Source organism: Pseudogracilibacillus auburnensis, assembly GCF_003201975.1.
Taxonomy (GTDB): domain Bacteria; phylum Bacillota; class Bacilli; order Bacillales; family Amphibacillaceae; genus Pseudogracilibacillus; species Pseudogracilibacillus auburnensis.
On sequence record NZ_QJJQ01000011.1, the window covers coordinates 78414 to 92728 of the forward strand.

Here is a 14315-nt window from a genome sequence, read left to right on the forward strand (position 1 = left end):
TTAACGACATCATATACAACTTAATATTATTTATTATAGCAAATGATTTCTAAATAGATAGTTAATTTCAAAATTTATATAAATGTTATCATATAATTATTATTCTTTTAACACAACATTTTCGGCTCCAAAGTATTTTTTTAGTTGATTCATACAATTTTCATCGTTCAAAATTGTATATTTTTCCCCTAGCTTATACGTTTTCTTTTCTTTTTCAGAATAAATAATAATCGAAAAGCTCCCCCGATAATTTTGGGCTGTTTTCCTTAAATAGGTTAATGCTTCTTTACTGTCTTTTTCTGTACTTAGTTTTATATATATATTTCCAGCCGATTTTCTATTCAGTTCCTCTAATATGAATGGCTCCATTTGGTCAATGACCATTTGCTTTTTATTTTGTCTTATGTTAATTTTCCCTTTGATAGCGACGATTTTCTCTTCTTGTAACCACTGACTTATTTCACGATATAATGTAGGAAAAATAACTGTCTCCATCTCCTCTGTTTCATCCGCAATTGTTACAAACGCCATCGAATCTCCACGTTTTGTATGAATTTTTTTAATCGACTGAACAATGACGACTGTTTTTACTTGGCTATTATTAGCTAATAATTTTGCCTGTTGTAGTGATAGAAAATGTTGTAAGGTTAATGTTGACCTATACTGTTTGATTGGATGACTCGTCACATACATATGAAGCAACTCTTTTTCATCCGATAATTTTTGCACTTGACTAAAATCATCCATTTCCATATAAGAAGGTTTCATTTGTACCTTATCGCCAAATAAATTGCCTTGTCCATTCACATCTCCAAACAATTCAGCTCTTTCCAATGCTTGGTCAATAGAAGCGAGTAAACTCGCCCGATTGGAATATGTTTCATCAAATGCACCTGCTAAAATAAGTGTTTCAAGTGCATTTCGTTTCACCGATGATGTACGGAGACAAAAATCAAATAAATCAGCAAAAGGTCTGTTTTTACGGACATTCATTATTTCTTTCACCGTTTCATAACCAATTCCTTTAATCGCTAATAGTCCAACCCGAATATGATTATTTTCAACAGTGAAATAGGCATTACTCCTATTAATAGAAGGTGGAAGGATGTGAATCCCTAATTCATTTGCTTCTCTTACATACATATTTAACTTGTTTGCTTCATTTGACACAGAACTTAAAAGATGAGCAAAAAAATAAGTTGGATAATTCGCTTTTAAATAACTAAGTTGATAAGCAATTTTACTGTAGGCTACCGAATGGCTTTTGTTAAATCCATAGTTTGCAAATTTAATAATCCAAGAAAAAATTTCTTCGGCAATTTTTTTGTCATAGCCATTTCTCATACAGCCAGAAAGAAACGTTTCTTTTAATTCATCAATGAGGCGACGTTCCTTTTTACTAACTGCCCTTCGCAAAATATCTGCCTCTCCTAATGATAGTCCAGCAAATTGGTGGGCAATTTGCATGATTTGCTCTTGATAAATTAACACTCCGTACGTTTTATGCAGAATCGGCTCTAGATCTGGATGAATATATGCAAACTGTTTATGCCCATGCTTTCGTTCGATATACGTAGGGATATTTTCCATCGGTCCTGGTCGATATAATGCATTAACTGCAATAATATCTTCTAGCGATGTTGGCATTAATTTCATTAACACATTTTTCATCCCTTGTGACTCAAGTTGAAAAACCCCATTCGTTTTTCCTGCTTGAAGTAACGTAAATGTTTTTGCATCGTCTTCAGGGATCGTATTTACATCAATCGTTTGTTTTGTCGATCTGTTAACCGACCTTACAATGCGCTCCATCATACTAAGGTTTTTTAACCCTAATATATCAATTTTCAGGAGCCCAATCGCTTCTAATTCATTCATTGCATATTGTGTTAAATACGTATCATGAGATCCTTTCGTTAATGGAACATGACGTAACAACGGCTCTTGTCCAATCACAATTCCAGCCGCATGGGTTGATATGTGACGCGGCAACCCTTCTAATTTAATAGCGATGGTAAATAACATTCGTAACTTTTTTGATTGTTTTATATACGTTTGAAATTCTTTTGATTCGTTTATATAGGAAACAATTGGCTGATGAGCGTGCACTGGAATGTTTTTCAATATATATGTTTGATCATGTTGATTAATATCCATCGTCTTCATTAATTCTCTCAGCAATGATCGTGCTGCAAATGTTCCAAACGTAATAATTTGCGCAACATGGTCTTGTCCATATTTTTCACGAACATAATCAATGACTTCCTCACGGCGGACGTCTGAAAAATCAATATCAATATCAGGCATTGTCACTCTTTCTGGATTTAAAAACCGTTCAAAAATAAGCTCATATGTTAAAGGATCTACATTTGTTATCCCTAATAAATAAGCAACGATCGAGCCAGCAGCTGACCCTCGTCCAGGACCTACTACAATATCATTCTCTTTAGCAAATTGCACAAAATCACTGACAATTAAAAAATAATCACTAAACCCTAATTTCTCAATAATAGTTAACTCGTCATCAAGTCGTGCTATTACTTCAGCTGTTACATTATTATATTTTACTGGAATTTGATCCATACATAATTTTTTTAAATAGGTGGAGGCTGATTCATTATTAGGTACAGGGAATTTGGGCAATAATTGCTGATTAAAATCGAATGTGACATGACATTTTCCCACAATTTCCTCCGTTTTATCGACCAGTTCCTGCCACTGTGAAAAAGCCTGCTTCATTTCTTCTTGTGAGCGTAAATGTCTCTGATGATTCGCTTGATTTCGTGCAGACAGCTCCCATTTTTTATTATGTTTCATCGCCTGTAAACAATCGTAACTACTATCATCTTTTACGTCCAAATATCGGACATCGTGAAGGGCAACTAGTTGTATCGGATAGCTAGCTTGAAATTGCTTCATCTGAGTGATCCGTTCATTTCCCTCTTGTTGATCATAAATTTCAATCCCTACATAGAAGTCATCTGCTGAAAACATGTGACGAAAAACAGTAAGATGATCATTCATTTCCGTCCACTTATGCTGCAGTATGAACTGTTTCAAAAAAGGTGTTTCTGTGCGGATAATACAAATAAGATCATCGGACAACGTTTCTAAAAAGGATAGGGTACATTCATTTTCTAGTTGAATATGGGAAGAGAGTTGAATTAAGTTTTTATATCCATCATTATTTTTAGCAAGCAATATACATGGAATAGTGTGATCCATAAACGGAAGATGAATAACCATCCCAATAAGTGGTTTTATTCCATTTTGCACGCACGCTCGGTAAAAAGGGATTACTCCATATAATACCTCTTCGTCCGTCAAAGCGAGTGCATGAAGTTGTAATTCTTTTGCCCGCTTTATTAATTTAGGAATGGTAATCGTACTATTAAATAAACTATACCCACTTCGAACTTGCAAATGTGTAAATGACATTGTTTCTCCTGCCTTTATTCCATGCTAAAAAATCGTAGAAAACTTGGCTATTCGCTAAAGAAAATACACCGACTGGCAAGCTGTCAAGCGATGACAGAGGTGATGTTGCACTTATGTAAATAAGTGATTAACTTATTTGCCAAGCCTTTACCGCGAATGCCTTAGCCTGAGCTTATTCGAGTCAAGAAAGGATTTATACTTTCTTCACTGTTAAAAAAGGACGATCAACTAAATAGAACTCCTATTCTTATTATAACGTTACAAAAGGTACCTTTCCACTCGGTCGACTTACGTATATTATAGTACATTGTTTTTTACATAAGTTGTCCACTTATATCATATGAATGAAATAGGATAGGAGGGATTTTATAATGGAAGAACGTTTTTTTGCATCTTTTATCCACTGTTTCTTTATTGCATTTGGCGTAGTTATTGGTGGGACAGTAATTGGCAGTATTGGATCGTTTTTAACTGGTGACGCTCCTTTAAGTGCCATGAATCGGATCGCACAATCCATAAAAATTTGGGCCATTGTCGCTGCCATCGGAGGCACGTTTGATGCCATTGAAAATTTTCAGCGAGGATTTGTCGACGGATCAACGATGGACTTGTTTAAACAATCGATGTTTATTATCGCTGCAATGATCGGCGTAAAGACAGCAATTTTATTCATTACTTGGGTTACCAATGAGGAAATAATGTAATGCATGTTCCACCATACCATAAAAAAAGATCTTGGCAAATCTTAATCATCGGAATCCTTATCGGTTCTGTCATTGCTTATCTTGTATTAGCATATATGTATGGAAAAATGTATGAAAATGTTTTATCTGATCGAATTCAATTGCAATCTAAAATTACTGAATTAGAGCGACAAAATGAAGCATTATTACACGATAAAGAAGAATTGGAGGAACAAAAAACTATTTCAATTCATTCCATCGACATTGAATTTATGAATAAGGAAGATATGCGATTTGATCGACTTATTACCCACCAATTAGAAGACCTTATCAAACAAGAAATTAATGATATTATCGGGAAAGATGTAAAAAGTGTTGCCGAAAACGATGATTTATTAGTTACGGTCATTGAAAATAAAACTTTTACAATCGATGATTTATCTTATCAATTCGAAGTGAAAAAACTATATATATCCGAGCAGGTTAAGCTTTCTCTCCATGTAAAATTAGCTAAATAAAATAAACGTAATGTGAATTTTTCATGAATAAACGGTAAAATTGATAGCCAGAATCAGTTATATTTTATAAAATAAGGGTAATTATATGAATTATTAGTCGTGTTCAAAGAGGATAAAAATGATCGAGGTCAGCTAAGACCGCTGGTATCCTGGGATTGGGACTACGCTTACGCTCGCCCCATCGAAGTGCATTTGTGCTAAATGCCGTCCCACCCGAAAACATTGTGCGTCACAGCTCGAGGCGGCGTAGCATGGAGCAACAGACTTTCACAGGATGTGATGACTTCCGTGTTGCCCACGACACACGGGACGTGCTAGTACTGGCGTTGCGACAAGGCTATTCGATGGGGCGAGTAATCGCCGCGCCTTTAGCCAGTGAGCAGTAAGAAAGGATGTATCCTTCTTCACTACCAAAGAAATGCGACGTGTCATTTTTACTAGACTTTTTGAACAGCCTCTAATAAAACTCTTGGAGAGAAAGGACGGAATAAAATAATGACAGTACTTGACAGAAGACTAATGCGCGACGAGAAAATTAAGCAACTGAAAGAAGGTCGCACTGTTTATGCTGAATCTCCCGAATTTATTCGTTTAATAAAACGCGGTATAGAAAAAGAAAGGTTACAAGTAAAATATGAAAAAACAGATGGAGGATGCTGGTTTATCCCAAATGAAAAAGAATAATCATAAAAAAGATGTGCTGATCTCACTCCCGTATTAGTTGATATCAGCACATACTATTTTATGATACATTTGCACATATATTTTCTAAATCAAGTACAAACTGTTCTGCTTCTGCCCATGTTTTTACGGAAGCTCCTGCTGCAAGCGGATGGCCTCCACCATTATATTTCGCTGCTAATGTATTTATAATCGGGCCTTTTGATCGTATGCGAACCCGGATTATATCATCCTCTTCAATAAAGAAAATCCAAGCTTTAATATGTTCAATATCTCCCAATGCCCCAACTAATTTACCAGTATCTATAGGTTCCACTTCATACTTATTTAATATATCTTTTGTTAACTTCACAGTACTAACCCCTGAAGGTGACATAGTGAAATTCTCCAAAATATATCCTCGTAATCTGGCAATATTTTGTCCAATGCTATACAGCCCATTATATAATTTAGGCCGATCAAAAGGATATTCAATTAATTGTGCTGCATATTGAAATGTTTTATTACTCGTACTTGGAAACAAGAATCGCCCAGTATCCCCTACAATTCCACCGTAAATTAGTCGGGCAATCTGTTCATCCATTTTAAATGGTTGATTTTTACCATATAAAAACAGTTCATAGATCATTTCTGAAGTCGAACTTGCAGATGTATCTACCCACATAATATCGCCATAAGGATCATTATTTGGATGATGATCAATTTTAATTATTTTATCCGCAAGCTTATAGCGCTCATCACTAATTCGACCTGTATTTGCTGTATCGCAAATAATGATAAGTGCATCCGAGAAAAGAGTGTCATCGACCTCATCCATCCGTGCTAAAAAATGTAGTGCTGGATCTTCCTCACCAACCGCATACACTTTTTTTTCTGGAAAAGATAATTGAATCATCTTTTTTAATCCGCATTGTGACCCGAGGGCATCAGCATCTGGTCGAACATGGCGATGAATGATAATTGTTTCATATTGTTTAATTGTTTGAATGATGGTTTGTTTTACCATTTTCGTTGCTCCAATCTATAAAATAGTAAGCGAATGAATCATTTTTTCTAGATAAATGTGATAGAAACAGATACAATGGTTACAGAAAGATAAGCCCATTGAAACAGGAGACGATTTATATGTTTATTTTTGCAGTGTTCATTATGATTTCAATTGTAATGTATGTATATTATAAAGTAGCTATATTAAAAACGAAAGATAAACTATCTCAAAAATATTTAAATGCAAAATCAAGGATCTTTTTAGGTAGCTTTTTATTTTTCTTCGGTATAAATCAATATATCGCTTATCAAACGAGATTTATTTTATTTATTAGTATCGTTTTTCTTCTTCTTGGAGCACTCCAAATAATTGATGGATTTAAAGAGGCAAAGCATTATCGTAATGAATGGAAAAAATTACATCCAGATGGATAATTGCTCTTGAATTTGAGCCTCTATCTAATCGGTTGCGTTTTTGACCTCTCTATTTCTATATAGAAATAGAGCCTTGCATTTTTTCAAGTGAAATAGCAGGCTCAGTTGATTATTGATTGAAGATGTTTTAAGTTTAAAAAGGGCAGAGGAGCTTCACCCCAGAAAAGAATACGATACAATGTTACCTTTCTGGGTGCAAGCCCATCTTGGAGAGAGCAATTTATCTACCATTACATCGGCACACGTTCTATGCTTAGAAAACTTGACTTACCTTCAAGTTTTATGGCGAGAACGAATCGTTGCATTCATGAAGAAATTTAGACTTGCCTGTAAAAAAGAACAAGTTTTCATTGTCTTTTTTCACTGTCCCCACTCTAGTTTGCCTTTTGTATTCCCTCTCATTAGCGATCCATTAATTGGGCCATCAACATTCCTTTACAGACAAGTTTTCGCCCATTAAAAATTTCAATATTAATTTTTGCATACAGTCGCCCAGCATCAAGTAATTCTGGTTTAATAATTAAATGACTATCCATTTGAACTGGCTCAATAAAATAGATGTTTAAACTCTCTACGACCATATTTCCTTTTTTCAAATGGAGTAAGAGTCTTGCGCTCGCTTCCGTAACGAGCGTTGTTAGCACCCCATTTGAAAGGGTTCCTAATTGGTTAGTCATTTGTGGTGTTACATCGGTTTCAAATACAGTCGGTTCTCCATCGATCGCTTCAAGGCCACGAGAAATAACATCGTGTATCGTTTCTCCTACTTGTGGCTGACGTTGCATTTCATTTAACGCTTTTAGCACATCTTGACGGGAAACGAGACCTTCTAGCTCATGAGATGGGTCTACAACTGGAACTACTTCGATTCCTTCCCAAACCATTAAATGTGCGACATAAGCGAGTGATGTTTTAGCCTGTACCGCAAATGGATTTTTCGTCATTACTTTTTCTATTAACGTTTCCCCAGGAATACCAACGACGTCTTTTGAAGTAACCATTCCACTTACTTTGCTTGCATCATCAATAACTGGAAAACGAGTATGGGATGTAAGTTCATTTAATTTATACCAATCTTCCACCGTGTCCGAATTGTATAAATGATGCACCTCATCATACGGAGTATAAATATCACTGACAAAAACGATTTCTTTTTTAATCATTTGGTCATAAATTGCTCGGTTAATCATTTCAGCAACCGTAAACGTGTCATAACTTGTCGACATGATCGGTAAATTTTTATCGTCTGCTAATTTTTTAATATGCTCGTTCGTATCAAAGCCACCCGTAATTAACACAGCAGCTCCTGCCTTAATAGCTAGTTCATGCGCCTTCACTCTATTCCCAACAATAAGTAAAGAGTCTGCATCTGTATAACGCATCATAGCTTCAAGTTGCATTGCACCAATGACAAATTTATTTAACGTTTTATGCAGACCCCCACGACCACCTAACACTTGTCCATCAACAACATTAATTACTTCTGCAAATGTTAAACGTTTAAAATGTTCTTTTTCTTTCCGTTCAATCCTTATCGTTCCGACTCGTTCAATTGTACTAACTAATCCTTGATTTTCAGCCTCTTTAATTGCACGATAAGCGGTTCCGTCACTAACACTTAGTTCTTTAGCGATTTGTCTTACTGATATTTTATGTCCAACGTCTAATGACATGATATGGCGAATGATTTGTTCATGTTTTGTTGCCATTTATTTCACCTAGCTTTCAACTGTACTAGTCTGTAATATAAATTATATTATACAGTTGTTCCACTAGAAGCTCAATATTAATCATACAATTTGACTATAACCGTATTTAGTGCCATTTTCCTTCATACATTTCGTGCACGTTGTTTCATTTCTTCACTCTGTTCCATGACAGGTGGACTGGAAATTTGTAACAATGTTGCAAAATTCCCACCAATAACGAGTAGTAAAAACCCTAGCCATGCTCCCCAAAAAAGTTTTTCGATTGGTGCGGACGCCTCAGGAATATATGGCCAAGCGAAATATAATAAAAAACCAGCAAGTAATAATCGTAAAATAGTGTAATGGCGCAAAATAAGCCCTCCTATTAGATTGTTTATTAATAATGTATGTGATTTAATTCAGAAGAGAACCAAGTCCATCAGTTAATTTGACACTTCACGGGTTGGAGAACTTATAATAGTTGGACTTGCCCCTGTTTCAACTTTTATATTTTCACCGTTTGATTCTTCATTACTATGTTCAGAATTTATTTTTAAAGCAGCTGGAGATATTGGACCATTAAGTATAAAAGGTTCACCAAAAGTAACCTTTGCACCACCTTCGTTATAAAAGTTTTTACATATGATCATTCCTTCTATTTCACCTCCTGCCATCATTTTTACATTAGCCATTGGTGCTAGGATTACTTGGCCTTTCACTTTGGATCCGCCGCTTAGAACAAATTCCTCTCCACCTGTAAAAATATTGCCAAAGATTCCCCCACTAGCAGTTAGATGAAGATTAGCTGTTTCAGCAAATAAGGATCCATATATTTTTTGATTACCCGATAGCGTTATTAGGTCAGTACCACTATAAAATATATTGACTCTACTTATATCACCATTGTTATTAATCATGCTACCAGAGCCCATGGTAATTCTATCTGTAACATAAATAGTTAAATTCCCTTTCCCTTTTAGTTCAATATGTCCATTTGTTAGATCCAAATGTTTTACTTTCATTTCTTTACTAGTTGTCCCTACATCAATAAAAAGCTTATTATTTTGATTTATTTCAATACTATTAAACTCCAAATCATCATTCATTACTAATGTATAATTATTCGTCATCCAATTTGTAATGAATAAATTATTATCCTTTATTAAATCGGTACTATTGTGTTTACTTTGTTCAAATAGTTGATCCGGTAGTTTTGTAAAATTGGTTGGTATTACTGGGAAAGTAGGGAGTTGCGGAATTGAATAATTTTCTTCAATCGCCTTTATTTCTGGTCTAATATTATGAACGTTATTAATTACAATATTTTTCCTTCCCTTGGGAACATATATTACTCCATTATGTGTTGGTCCTCCTCTTAGAAAATGAACACTTCCTTGTTTCACATTAATTGAACCAATATCACCTTCAATATGCCCATTGGACATCGTGAAATTTCCACTCGTAAATACTGCAAATGGTGGTAATTTTTGTATTTCAGTATCTCCTTCAATCAATTCATCTTTATTTTCCCAATCTATTGTAACTTCTTTTACAACTGTTCTAGATTCATTTTCCAAATATCCCGTTGATTTAATCATATATTCATTATTTTTCTCTTCAACTAATTCTACCGTAATTTCGGCACGAGTAGATTCATCTCCTACTTGAAATTCTTTATATATTTCATTGGAATTCAATAAAATGCTTTCTACTTTAGTATAAAAATCTTCTTCTGTTATTACATCAGCTTGTTTATAAACACGCTTTACTGCTTGTTCAATTTCGTTCATTTTATAATTTAATCCCCCTTCAGCAATATAAAATACAGATTGATTATCTCGTTCTGCCTTTGAGGTGTTAATTGAAGTAATTGATAACATAACAAGGCTTATCCCTAATATGGTTACGATAGTAAAAATAGCTAATACGCCAATCAATGTATAACCAGCTTCATTATGATTCTGATTGTCCATCATTACCTTTCCACCTCCCGCATCACAATTTCGGTTTTAATTTTTTTTCCCGATTCACTTTCAATCTCTAAATATATTTTATGACCGTCTTTCACTACTTCAAATGTAATTATTTCAAATATATAATTAGCCTCATTTTTCTTTAACACATTATTTTCTAAAGCATATGTCGTTACATCTCCATTGTTCTTTTGAATCGTAATAGAATTTTCATGATCTCCTACTACTATTACATCTGCTGAACGAATGTCTTTTGTAATTACTTTTACCGCAATTGTAATATCTGTTAAATATTTAGTATCTTTTGATTGGTTACTATATTGATTTTGAATGAGAATATGAATGCTAATAATAAAAGTAACGAATAAAGAAGCAATGGCAAGGGTTGCTAGTAGTTCTGCTAGGGACAATCCAACTTCATTACGGAGAAACTTCATCATCAGTCCTCCACTTTAATAAGTTTTCCATTTGTGCTTTTGGTTCAGTAGATTCATTCGAATCATAAACTTTAATGATAATTCTTGTCATTTGGTCACCTTTATCTGTCCAGCTAACCTCAATCTTATATGCTGTTCCTTCTTCACTCCTACTGAAAACTTCCCAATTATCCATCGATGGCCTATGATCATAATTTTCCTCTATAAACCACTCTGGTCGCTTACTTACCTCTAACTCTCTACTTAAATCGTACATTCTTTCCATTTCCCTTTGTGCAAGATATGTCGCATCAATAATTTCTTCAGATTTTTGATTTGTCTTTATCGTTTGAATAAAAACCATTAAAAAAGAAATCAAAACAATCGATAAAATAACAATAGAGGCTAGAACCTCAACTAATGTTAAGCCTTGCTCATTTATGAATAAAGATTTCTTTACTTCTCTCATGGGTGTGTACCCCTTTATTCCGTATAATAAAATGTCGTCAATTCAACTTCAAACAAGATCATTTCTTCCAGTTCATCTAGAAAATATGCCTCAAATTCTGCTGGCTTGAAAAACTCTAATTTGCTTACAATCGAGATACGTTCCTGTTTTTCGATCGCCTTAATTAGGTGAATTAATTCCTCGAAGTCAGGGGATGCCGCCGTAACTTTCACCGTCATTATTTGTAGATTTTCAGGCATTTCTTTTAATATTGTAGGATCAATCGTAATCCGCTCTTTTTGTTCTTCAATTCCTTCCAGTAAATTGGATTCTAGTTCCGTAATTTGATCTTCCATATCTTCCACTTCTTCGTTTATATTGCTATCATATATAAATTCAATTTTATCGATTTTACTATTTGTTCTTACTTCTAGTTGCTGTAACCCTAATATATACTCGTCCAATTCTCGTTCAAGTGGGATCTTTTTTTCCGAGATCAATTGTTCAACTTCCGTTTCTATTATTTCATCCTCCTTGTTTTTAATCGTTTGCTTTAATTGTTGGATCTCCTTTTCAATCGATTGAACTGCTTCTTCTTTCGTAGTTAAATCTACTAAAAGGGGACGTAAGAAAATAAAATATAAAACGATAGCGAAGATGAATAATAATCCTGCTAGTATAAATAAAGGGCGTTTATTTATTTGTAAATATTCATTCATCCCCGTCGGTCTCCTCTTGTAACGTATGTTTATTAATAGTTAATGTAAACTCTGTTTGATAGCGTGGGATAGTATCGAATAAGACTTCATCTTCAGTTGACTCTTCATTCGTTAACATAAATGCTTCAATTTCATCCACTTTTGTATCACGAATATATTCAGATACTGTTAAAGCAGTTGTATAAGATGCTACAGAATCAAGTACTTCAAAATGAGCGATTACTTCCGCAATTTGATTTTCATATGTATATTCTCGTAAAAAACTTTTATCAGGTAGTATATCATTTAAATGAACAATAAAAGTAGATGTTGGAATAACGTGGTTTTCCGCAAAAAGAACTGCCTGCCCTAAGCTTTCGTCACGATCATTTATTTGATTCACTTCAAGTTGTAATGTTTCCACTTCTTCATTCAATTGTGCATATATTTTATCTACCTTTTTGACACTACTTTTTGTCTTAACGTATGAAACTCCTATAAAAATATAAGCAATTAAAGTGATACTAATGAAAATAATAAAGATAGGAAAAAGATAAGAAGTTTGACGTTCATATTGGGGTAATAAATTTATATCTGGTAATCGCTCGGGCACCATTATTTTCCTCCCTTCAAAGCTAGTCCCAATGCAGGGATAAACTCTCTACTTACTTCTTGATCATGTAAGTTTTTCACAGTTAACGGGGTTACAGGTAATTCATATCGTTCTTTTAACTTCGTTTTTACATGATCTAGCTCAGGAATGTCCCCCAATAAAATAATATCTGTGACTGCCTTTTCCCCACGGTGAATCGAAAATCGATAAAAATTCATCAACCGATCGATTTCATTTAATTGGTCTTCCATTTCACCATTAAGAAAAGTTTCATCCCCAGTAAATTTCCACCGAACCGATTGTACATCATCTAGGTGCCAATCATTTGGTGACACATTTAGTCGTTGAAAACGTAAAAATTCGACTTTATGTTGATGAAAAATACTAATATTTGCAGATGTTAAATTTAATTCTAAAAATAAATATACTTTTTCAGATTGAAAACGTTCTTGCTCCCATAAAAAATAACGATATACGCCCAATGCTTGAACATCAACAGCAATTGGTTTTAATTTTATATCATCAAAAATTTCAATATACTTGATGATTTCCTCTTCAGGTGCTGCTAAAATGGTTACCTTTTGCTCATTTTTATCCGGTAATTCGTATAGATCAAAAACAGGATTAGTAAAAGGAAAATGAATCGACTGACCAATTTCCATCGTAATATATTGTTTCCATTCATTTTTTAGTACGTGGTCGGGAATAGTTATTTCACGCATAATGATTAGTTCATGTGGCACATAAAAACGAACTTGACGGTTTTTCATGCTATACTCCCGAACGAGTTCTTTCATGAATTCGTAAAATGTTACTTCATCAACAACCTTTCCGTTTACAATTGTATCTGGAGGTAATACTTTTTCAGCGAGGTATTTCATGGAGGCTAAATCTTTCCCATTGTTTTCAACCATTCGTATGACATAATCTTCTATTACTATATTTATGACACGTTTTGATTTACCGAATGTAAACATCGTATTCACTCATTTCTATTAGACTCTTTTAGAAAAAAGGTGCCTCTCGGTGATATTTTCACCGAGAGTGATTAATTAACTATCTTCGCCATCACTACCATCACAAATTTTTCGTCCATCTTTAATTAAGTCCTTTTCATCTTTATCTTCAATTTTACAATCTCCCCCATCAGAATTTGGATTCAACGTGACAGAATATACACCATCCTTAACTGTTACAGTCCCTTGTGGTTCATCATATGGCTCCTTTATCCATGGATCGATTAAAATATCAATTAGTTCTTCCTTATATAAATCTTGTCCATCGACTTTGTTATCTTGTTCTGATAATGGTTTCACTGTAGAATCATACAATTTCGCAGATGCAATCAGCTGTTGAGCGTTTGCTACATGTGTATCTTTCTTCGCGTTTTCTGTCACCTTCCCAATCATTACAAACGCAATTGTTCCAATGATTGCTAAAATAACGATCACTGCAAGTAACTCAACTAATGTTAACCCACGTTCATTTTTAAACTTTTTCATTAATTTTTTCATCATTTTTTCCTCCTTATGTATTCATTCACATTCAGACTCTTTCTACATGACGTGCTTCCAATATTTCCTTAACCACCTCCCCTAATCTGAATCAATTTCATTATTCAATATAGCGATTCAAAAACCGAACTATATTGCTTGAGCAAAAGGCTTTCACTCTAGGTGGTCGCTTTCCGCGGGCGGCTGATAAGCCTCCTCAGGCTTACGCCTTGCGGGGTCTTAT

The 14315-nt window shown here is 34.3% G+C and carries 15 protein-coding genes; 4 read left to right on the plus strand and 11 right to left on the minus strand.

The window, feature by feature from the left end:
* Positions 1 to 99: 99 nt before the first annotated feature.
* Positions 100 to 3438, minus strand: coding sequence for a DNA polymerase III subunit alpha (gene dnaE / locus DFR56_RS14775; protein ID WP_110396220.1), 3339 nt, complete (start codon positions 3436 to 3438; stop codon positions 100 to 102).
* Positions 3439 to 3809: 371 nt separating this feature from the next.
* On the opposite strand from dnaE, the gene ytrH reads away from it, so the two are divergent.
* The 3 genes from ytrH (at position 3810) to DFR56_RS14790 (ending at position 5323) form a co-directional block, all read left to right on the plus strand.
* A complete protein-coding gene (gene ytrH, locus DFR56_RS14780; protein WP_110396221.1) occupies positions 3810 to 4142 on the plus strand; it encodes a sporulation membrane protein YtrH in 333 nt (110 codons plus the stop codon).
* Positions 4142 to 4639 carry a sporulation membrane protein YtrI gene (ytrI, locus tag DFR56_RS14785; protein WP_110396222.1) on the plus strand — a complete coding sequence of 166 codons (498 nt, stop codon included), beginning with the start codon at positions 4142 to 4144 and terminating at the stop codon, positions 4637 to 4639. Before ytrH ends, ytrI begins: the two co-directional genes overlap by 1 nt.
* Before the next feature lie 495 nt (positions 4640 to 5134).
* Positions 5135 to 5323 (plus strand): YtzJ family protein, encoded by a 189-nt coding sequence (locus DFR56_RS14790; RefSeq protein ID WP_110396223.1) that lies wholly within the window; start codon positions 5135 to 5137, stop codon positions 5321 to 5323.
* Positions 5324 to 5381: 58 nt separating this feature from the next.
* On the opposite strand, the gene DFR56_RS14795 is transcribed toward DFR56_RS14790, so the two are convergent.
* The gene (locus tag DFR56_RS14795; RefSeq protein ID WP_110396224.1) at positions 5382 to 6326 is read right to left on the minus strand and encodes a DHH family phosphoesterase; all 945 of its coding nucleotides are present in this window, start codon (positions 6324 to 6326) and stop codon (positions 5382 to 5384) included.
* Positions 6327 to 6445: 119 nt separating this feature from the next.
* On the opposite strand from DFR56_RS14795, the gene DFR56_RS14800 reads away from it, so the two are divergent.
* A complete protein-coding gene (locus DFR56_RS14800; RefSeq protein WP_110396225.1) occupies positions 6446 to 6742 on the plus strand; it encodes a YtpI family protein in 297 nt (98 codons plus the stop codon).
* 401 nt (positions 6743 to 7143) lie between these two features.
* On the opposite strand, the gene DFR56_RS14805 is transcribed toward DFR56_RS14800, so the two are convergent.
* The 9 genes from DFR56_RS14805 to DFR56_RS14845 all read right to left on the minus strand — a co-directional run bounded on the left by DFR56_RS14805 (position 7144) and on the right by DFR56_RS14845 (position 14092).
* Positions 7144 to 8451 (minus strand): DRTGG domain-containing protein, encoded by a 1308-nt coding sequence (locus DFR56_RS14805; protein WP_110396226.1) that lies wholly within the window; start codon positions 8449 to 8451, stop codon positions 7144 to 7146.
* Between the two features lie 122 nt (positions 8452 to 8573).
* Positions 8574 to 8801 (minus strand): hypothetical protein, encoded by a 228-nt coding sequence (locus DFR56_RS14810; RefSeq protein ID WP_110396227.1) that lies wholly within the window; start codon positions 8799 to 8801, stop codon positions 8574 to 8576.
* A 72-nt stretch (positions 8802 to 8873) separates the two neighbouring features.
* The gene (locus DFR56_RS14815) at positions 8874 to 10406 is read right to left on the minus strand and encodes a DUF7305 domain-containing protein (RefSeq protein WP_110396228.1); all 1533 of its coding nucleotides are present in this window, start codon (positions 10404 to 10406) and stop codon (positions 8874 to 8876) included.
* Positions 10406 to 10840 carry a PilW family protein gene (locus tag DFR56_RS14820; RefSeq protein WP_110396229.1) on the minus strand — a complete coding sequence of 145 codons (435 nt, stop codon included), beginning with the start codon at positions 10838 to 10840 and terminating at the stop codon, positions 10406 to 10408. Before DFR56_RS14820 ends, DFR56_RS14815 begins: the two co-directional genes overlap by 1 nt.
* A complete protein-coding gene (locus DFR56_RS14825) occupies positions 10824 to 11288 on the minus strand; it encodes a type IV pilus modification PilV family protein (protein ID WP_110396230.1) in 465 nt (154 codons plus the stop codon). The genes DFR56_RS14820 and DFR56_RS14825 overlap by 17 nt, the downstream gene beginning before the upstream one ends.
* 14 nt (positions 11289 to 11302) lie before the next feature.
* On the minus strand, positions 11303 to 11986 hold the full coding sequence (locus DFR56_RS14830) for a coiled-coil domain-containing protein (protein ID WP_110396231.1): 684 nt from the start codon (positions 11984 to 11986) through the stop codon (positions 11303 to 11305).
* On the minus strand, positions 11979 to 12578 hold the full coding sequence (locus tag DFR56_RS14835) for a hypothetical protein (RefSeq protein ID WP_146214299.1): 600 nt from the start codon (positions 12576 to 12578) through the stop codon (positions 11979 to 11981). Before DFR56_RS14835 ends, DFR56_RS14830 begins: the two co-directional genes overlap by 8 nt.
* A 2-nt stretch (positions 12579 to 12580) precedes the next feature.
* Entirely contained in the window at positions 12581 to 13555 is a 975-nt protein-coding gene (pilM, locus tag DFR56_RS14840) for a type IV pilus biogenesis protein PilM (RefSeq protein WP_110396233.1), read from the minus strand.
* A gap of 75 nt (positions 13556 to 13630) precedes the next feature.
* Positions 13631 to 14092 carry a type II secretion system protein gene (locus DFR56_RS14845; RefSeq protein ID WP_242694689.1) on the minus strand — a complete coding sequence of 154 codons (462 nt, stop codon included), beginning with the start codon at positions 14090 to 14092 and terminating at the stop codon, positions 13631 to 13633.
* Between the last annotated feature and the right edge of the window lie 223 nt (positions 14093 to 14315).

Excerpts from the sequence above, each read along its gene's own strand:
- dnaE (WP_110396220.1), bottom strand. The coding sequence starts at position 3,438 with ATGTCATTTACACATTTGCAAGTTCGAAGTGGGTATAGTTTATTTAAT.
- ytrH (WP_110396221.1), top strand. The coding sequence starts at position 3,810 with ATGGAAGAACGTTTTTTTGCATCTTTTATCCACTGTTTCTTTATTGCA.
- ytrI (WP_110396222.1), top strand. The coding sequence starts at position 4,142 with ATGCATGTTCCACCATACCATAAAAAAAGATCTTGGCAAATCTTAATC.
- DFR56_RS14790 (WP_110396223.1), top strand. The coding sequence starts at position 5,135 with ATGACAGTACTTGACAGAAGACTAATGCGCGACGAGAAAATTAAGCAA.
- DFR56_RS14795 (WP_110396224.1), bottom strand. The coding sequence starts at position 6,326 with ATGGTAAAACAAACCATCATTCAAACAATTAAACAATATGAAACAATT.
- DFR56_RS14800 (WP_110396225.1), top strand. The coding sequence starts at position 6,446 with ATGTTTATTTTTGCAGTGTTCATTATGATTTCAATTGTAATGTATGTA.
- DFR56_RS14805 (WP_110396226.1), bottom strand. The coding sequence starts at position 8,451 with ATGGCAACAAAACATGAACAAATCATTCGCCATATCATGTCATTAGAC.
- DFR56_RS14815 (WP_110396228.1), bottom strand. The coding sequence starts at position 10,406 with ATGATGGACAATCAGAATCATAATGAAGCTGGTTATACATTGATTGGC.
- DFR56_RS14820 (WP_110396229.1), bottom strand. The coding sequence starts at position 10,840 with ATGAAGTTTCTCCGTAATGAAGTTGGATTGTCCCTAGCAGAACTACTA.
- DFR56_RS14825 (WP_110396230.1), bottom strand. The coding sequence starts at position 11,288 with ATGAGAGAAGTAAAGAAATCTTTATTCATAAATGAGCAAGGCTTAACA.
- DFR56_RS14830 (WP_110396231.1), bottom strand. The coding sequence starts at position 11,986 with ATGAATGAATATTTACAAATAAATAAACGCCCTTTATTTATACTAGCA.
- pilM (WP_110396233.1), bottom strand. The coding sequence starts at position 13,555 with ATGTTTACATTCGGTAAATCAAAACGTGTCATAAATATAGTAATAGAA.
- DFR56_RS14845 (WP_242694689.1), bottom strand. The coding sequence starts at position 14,092 with ATGAAAAAATTAATGAAAAAGTTTAAAAATGAACGTGGGTTAACATTA.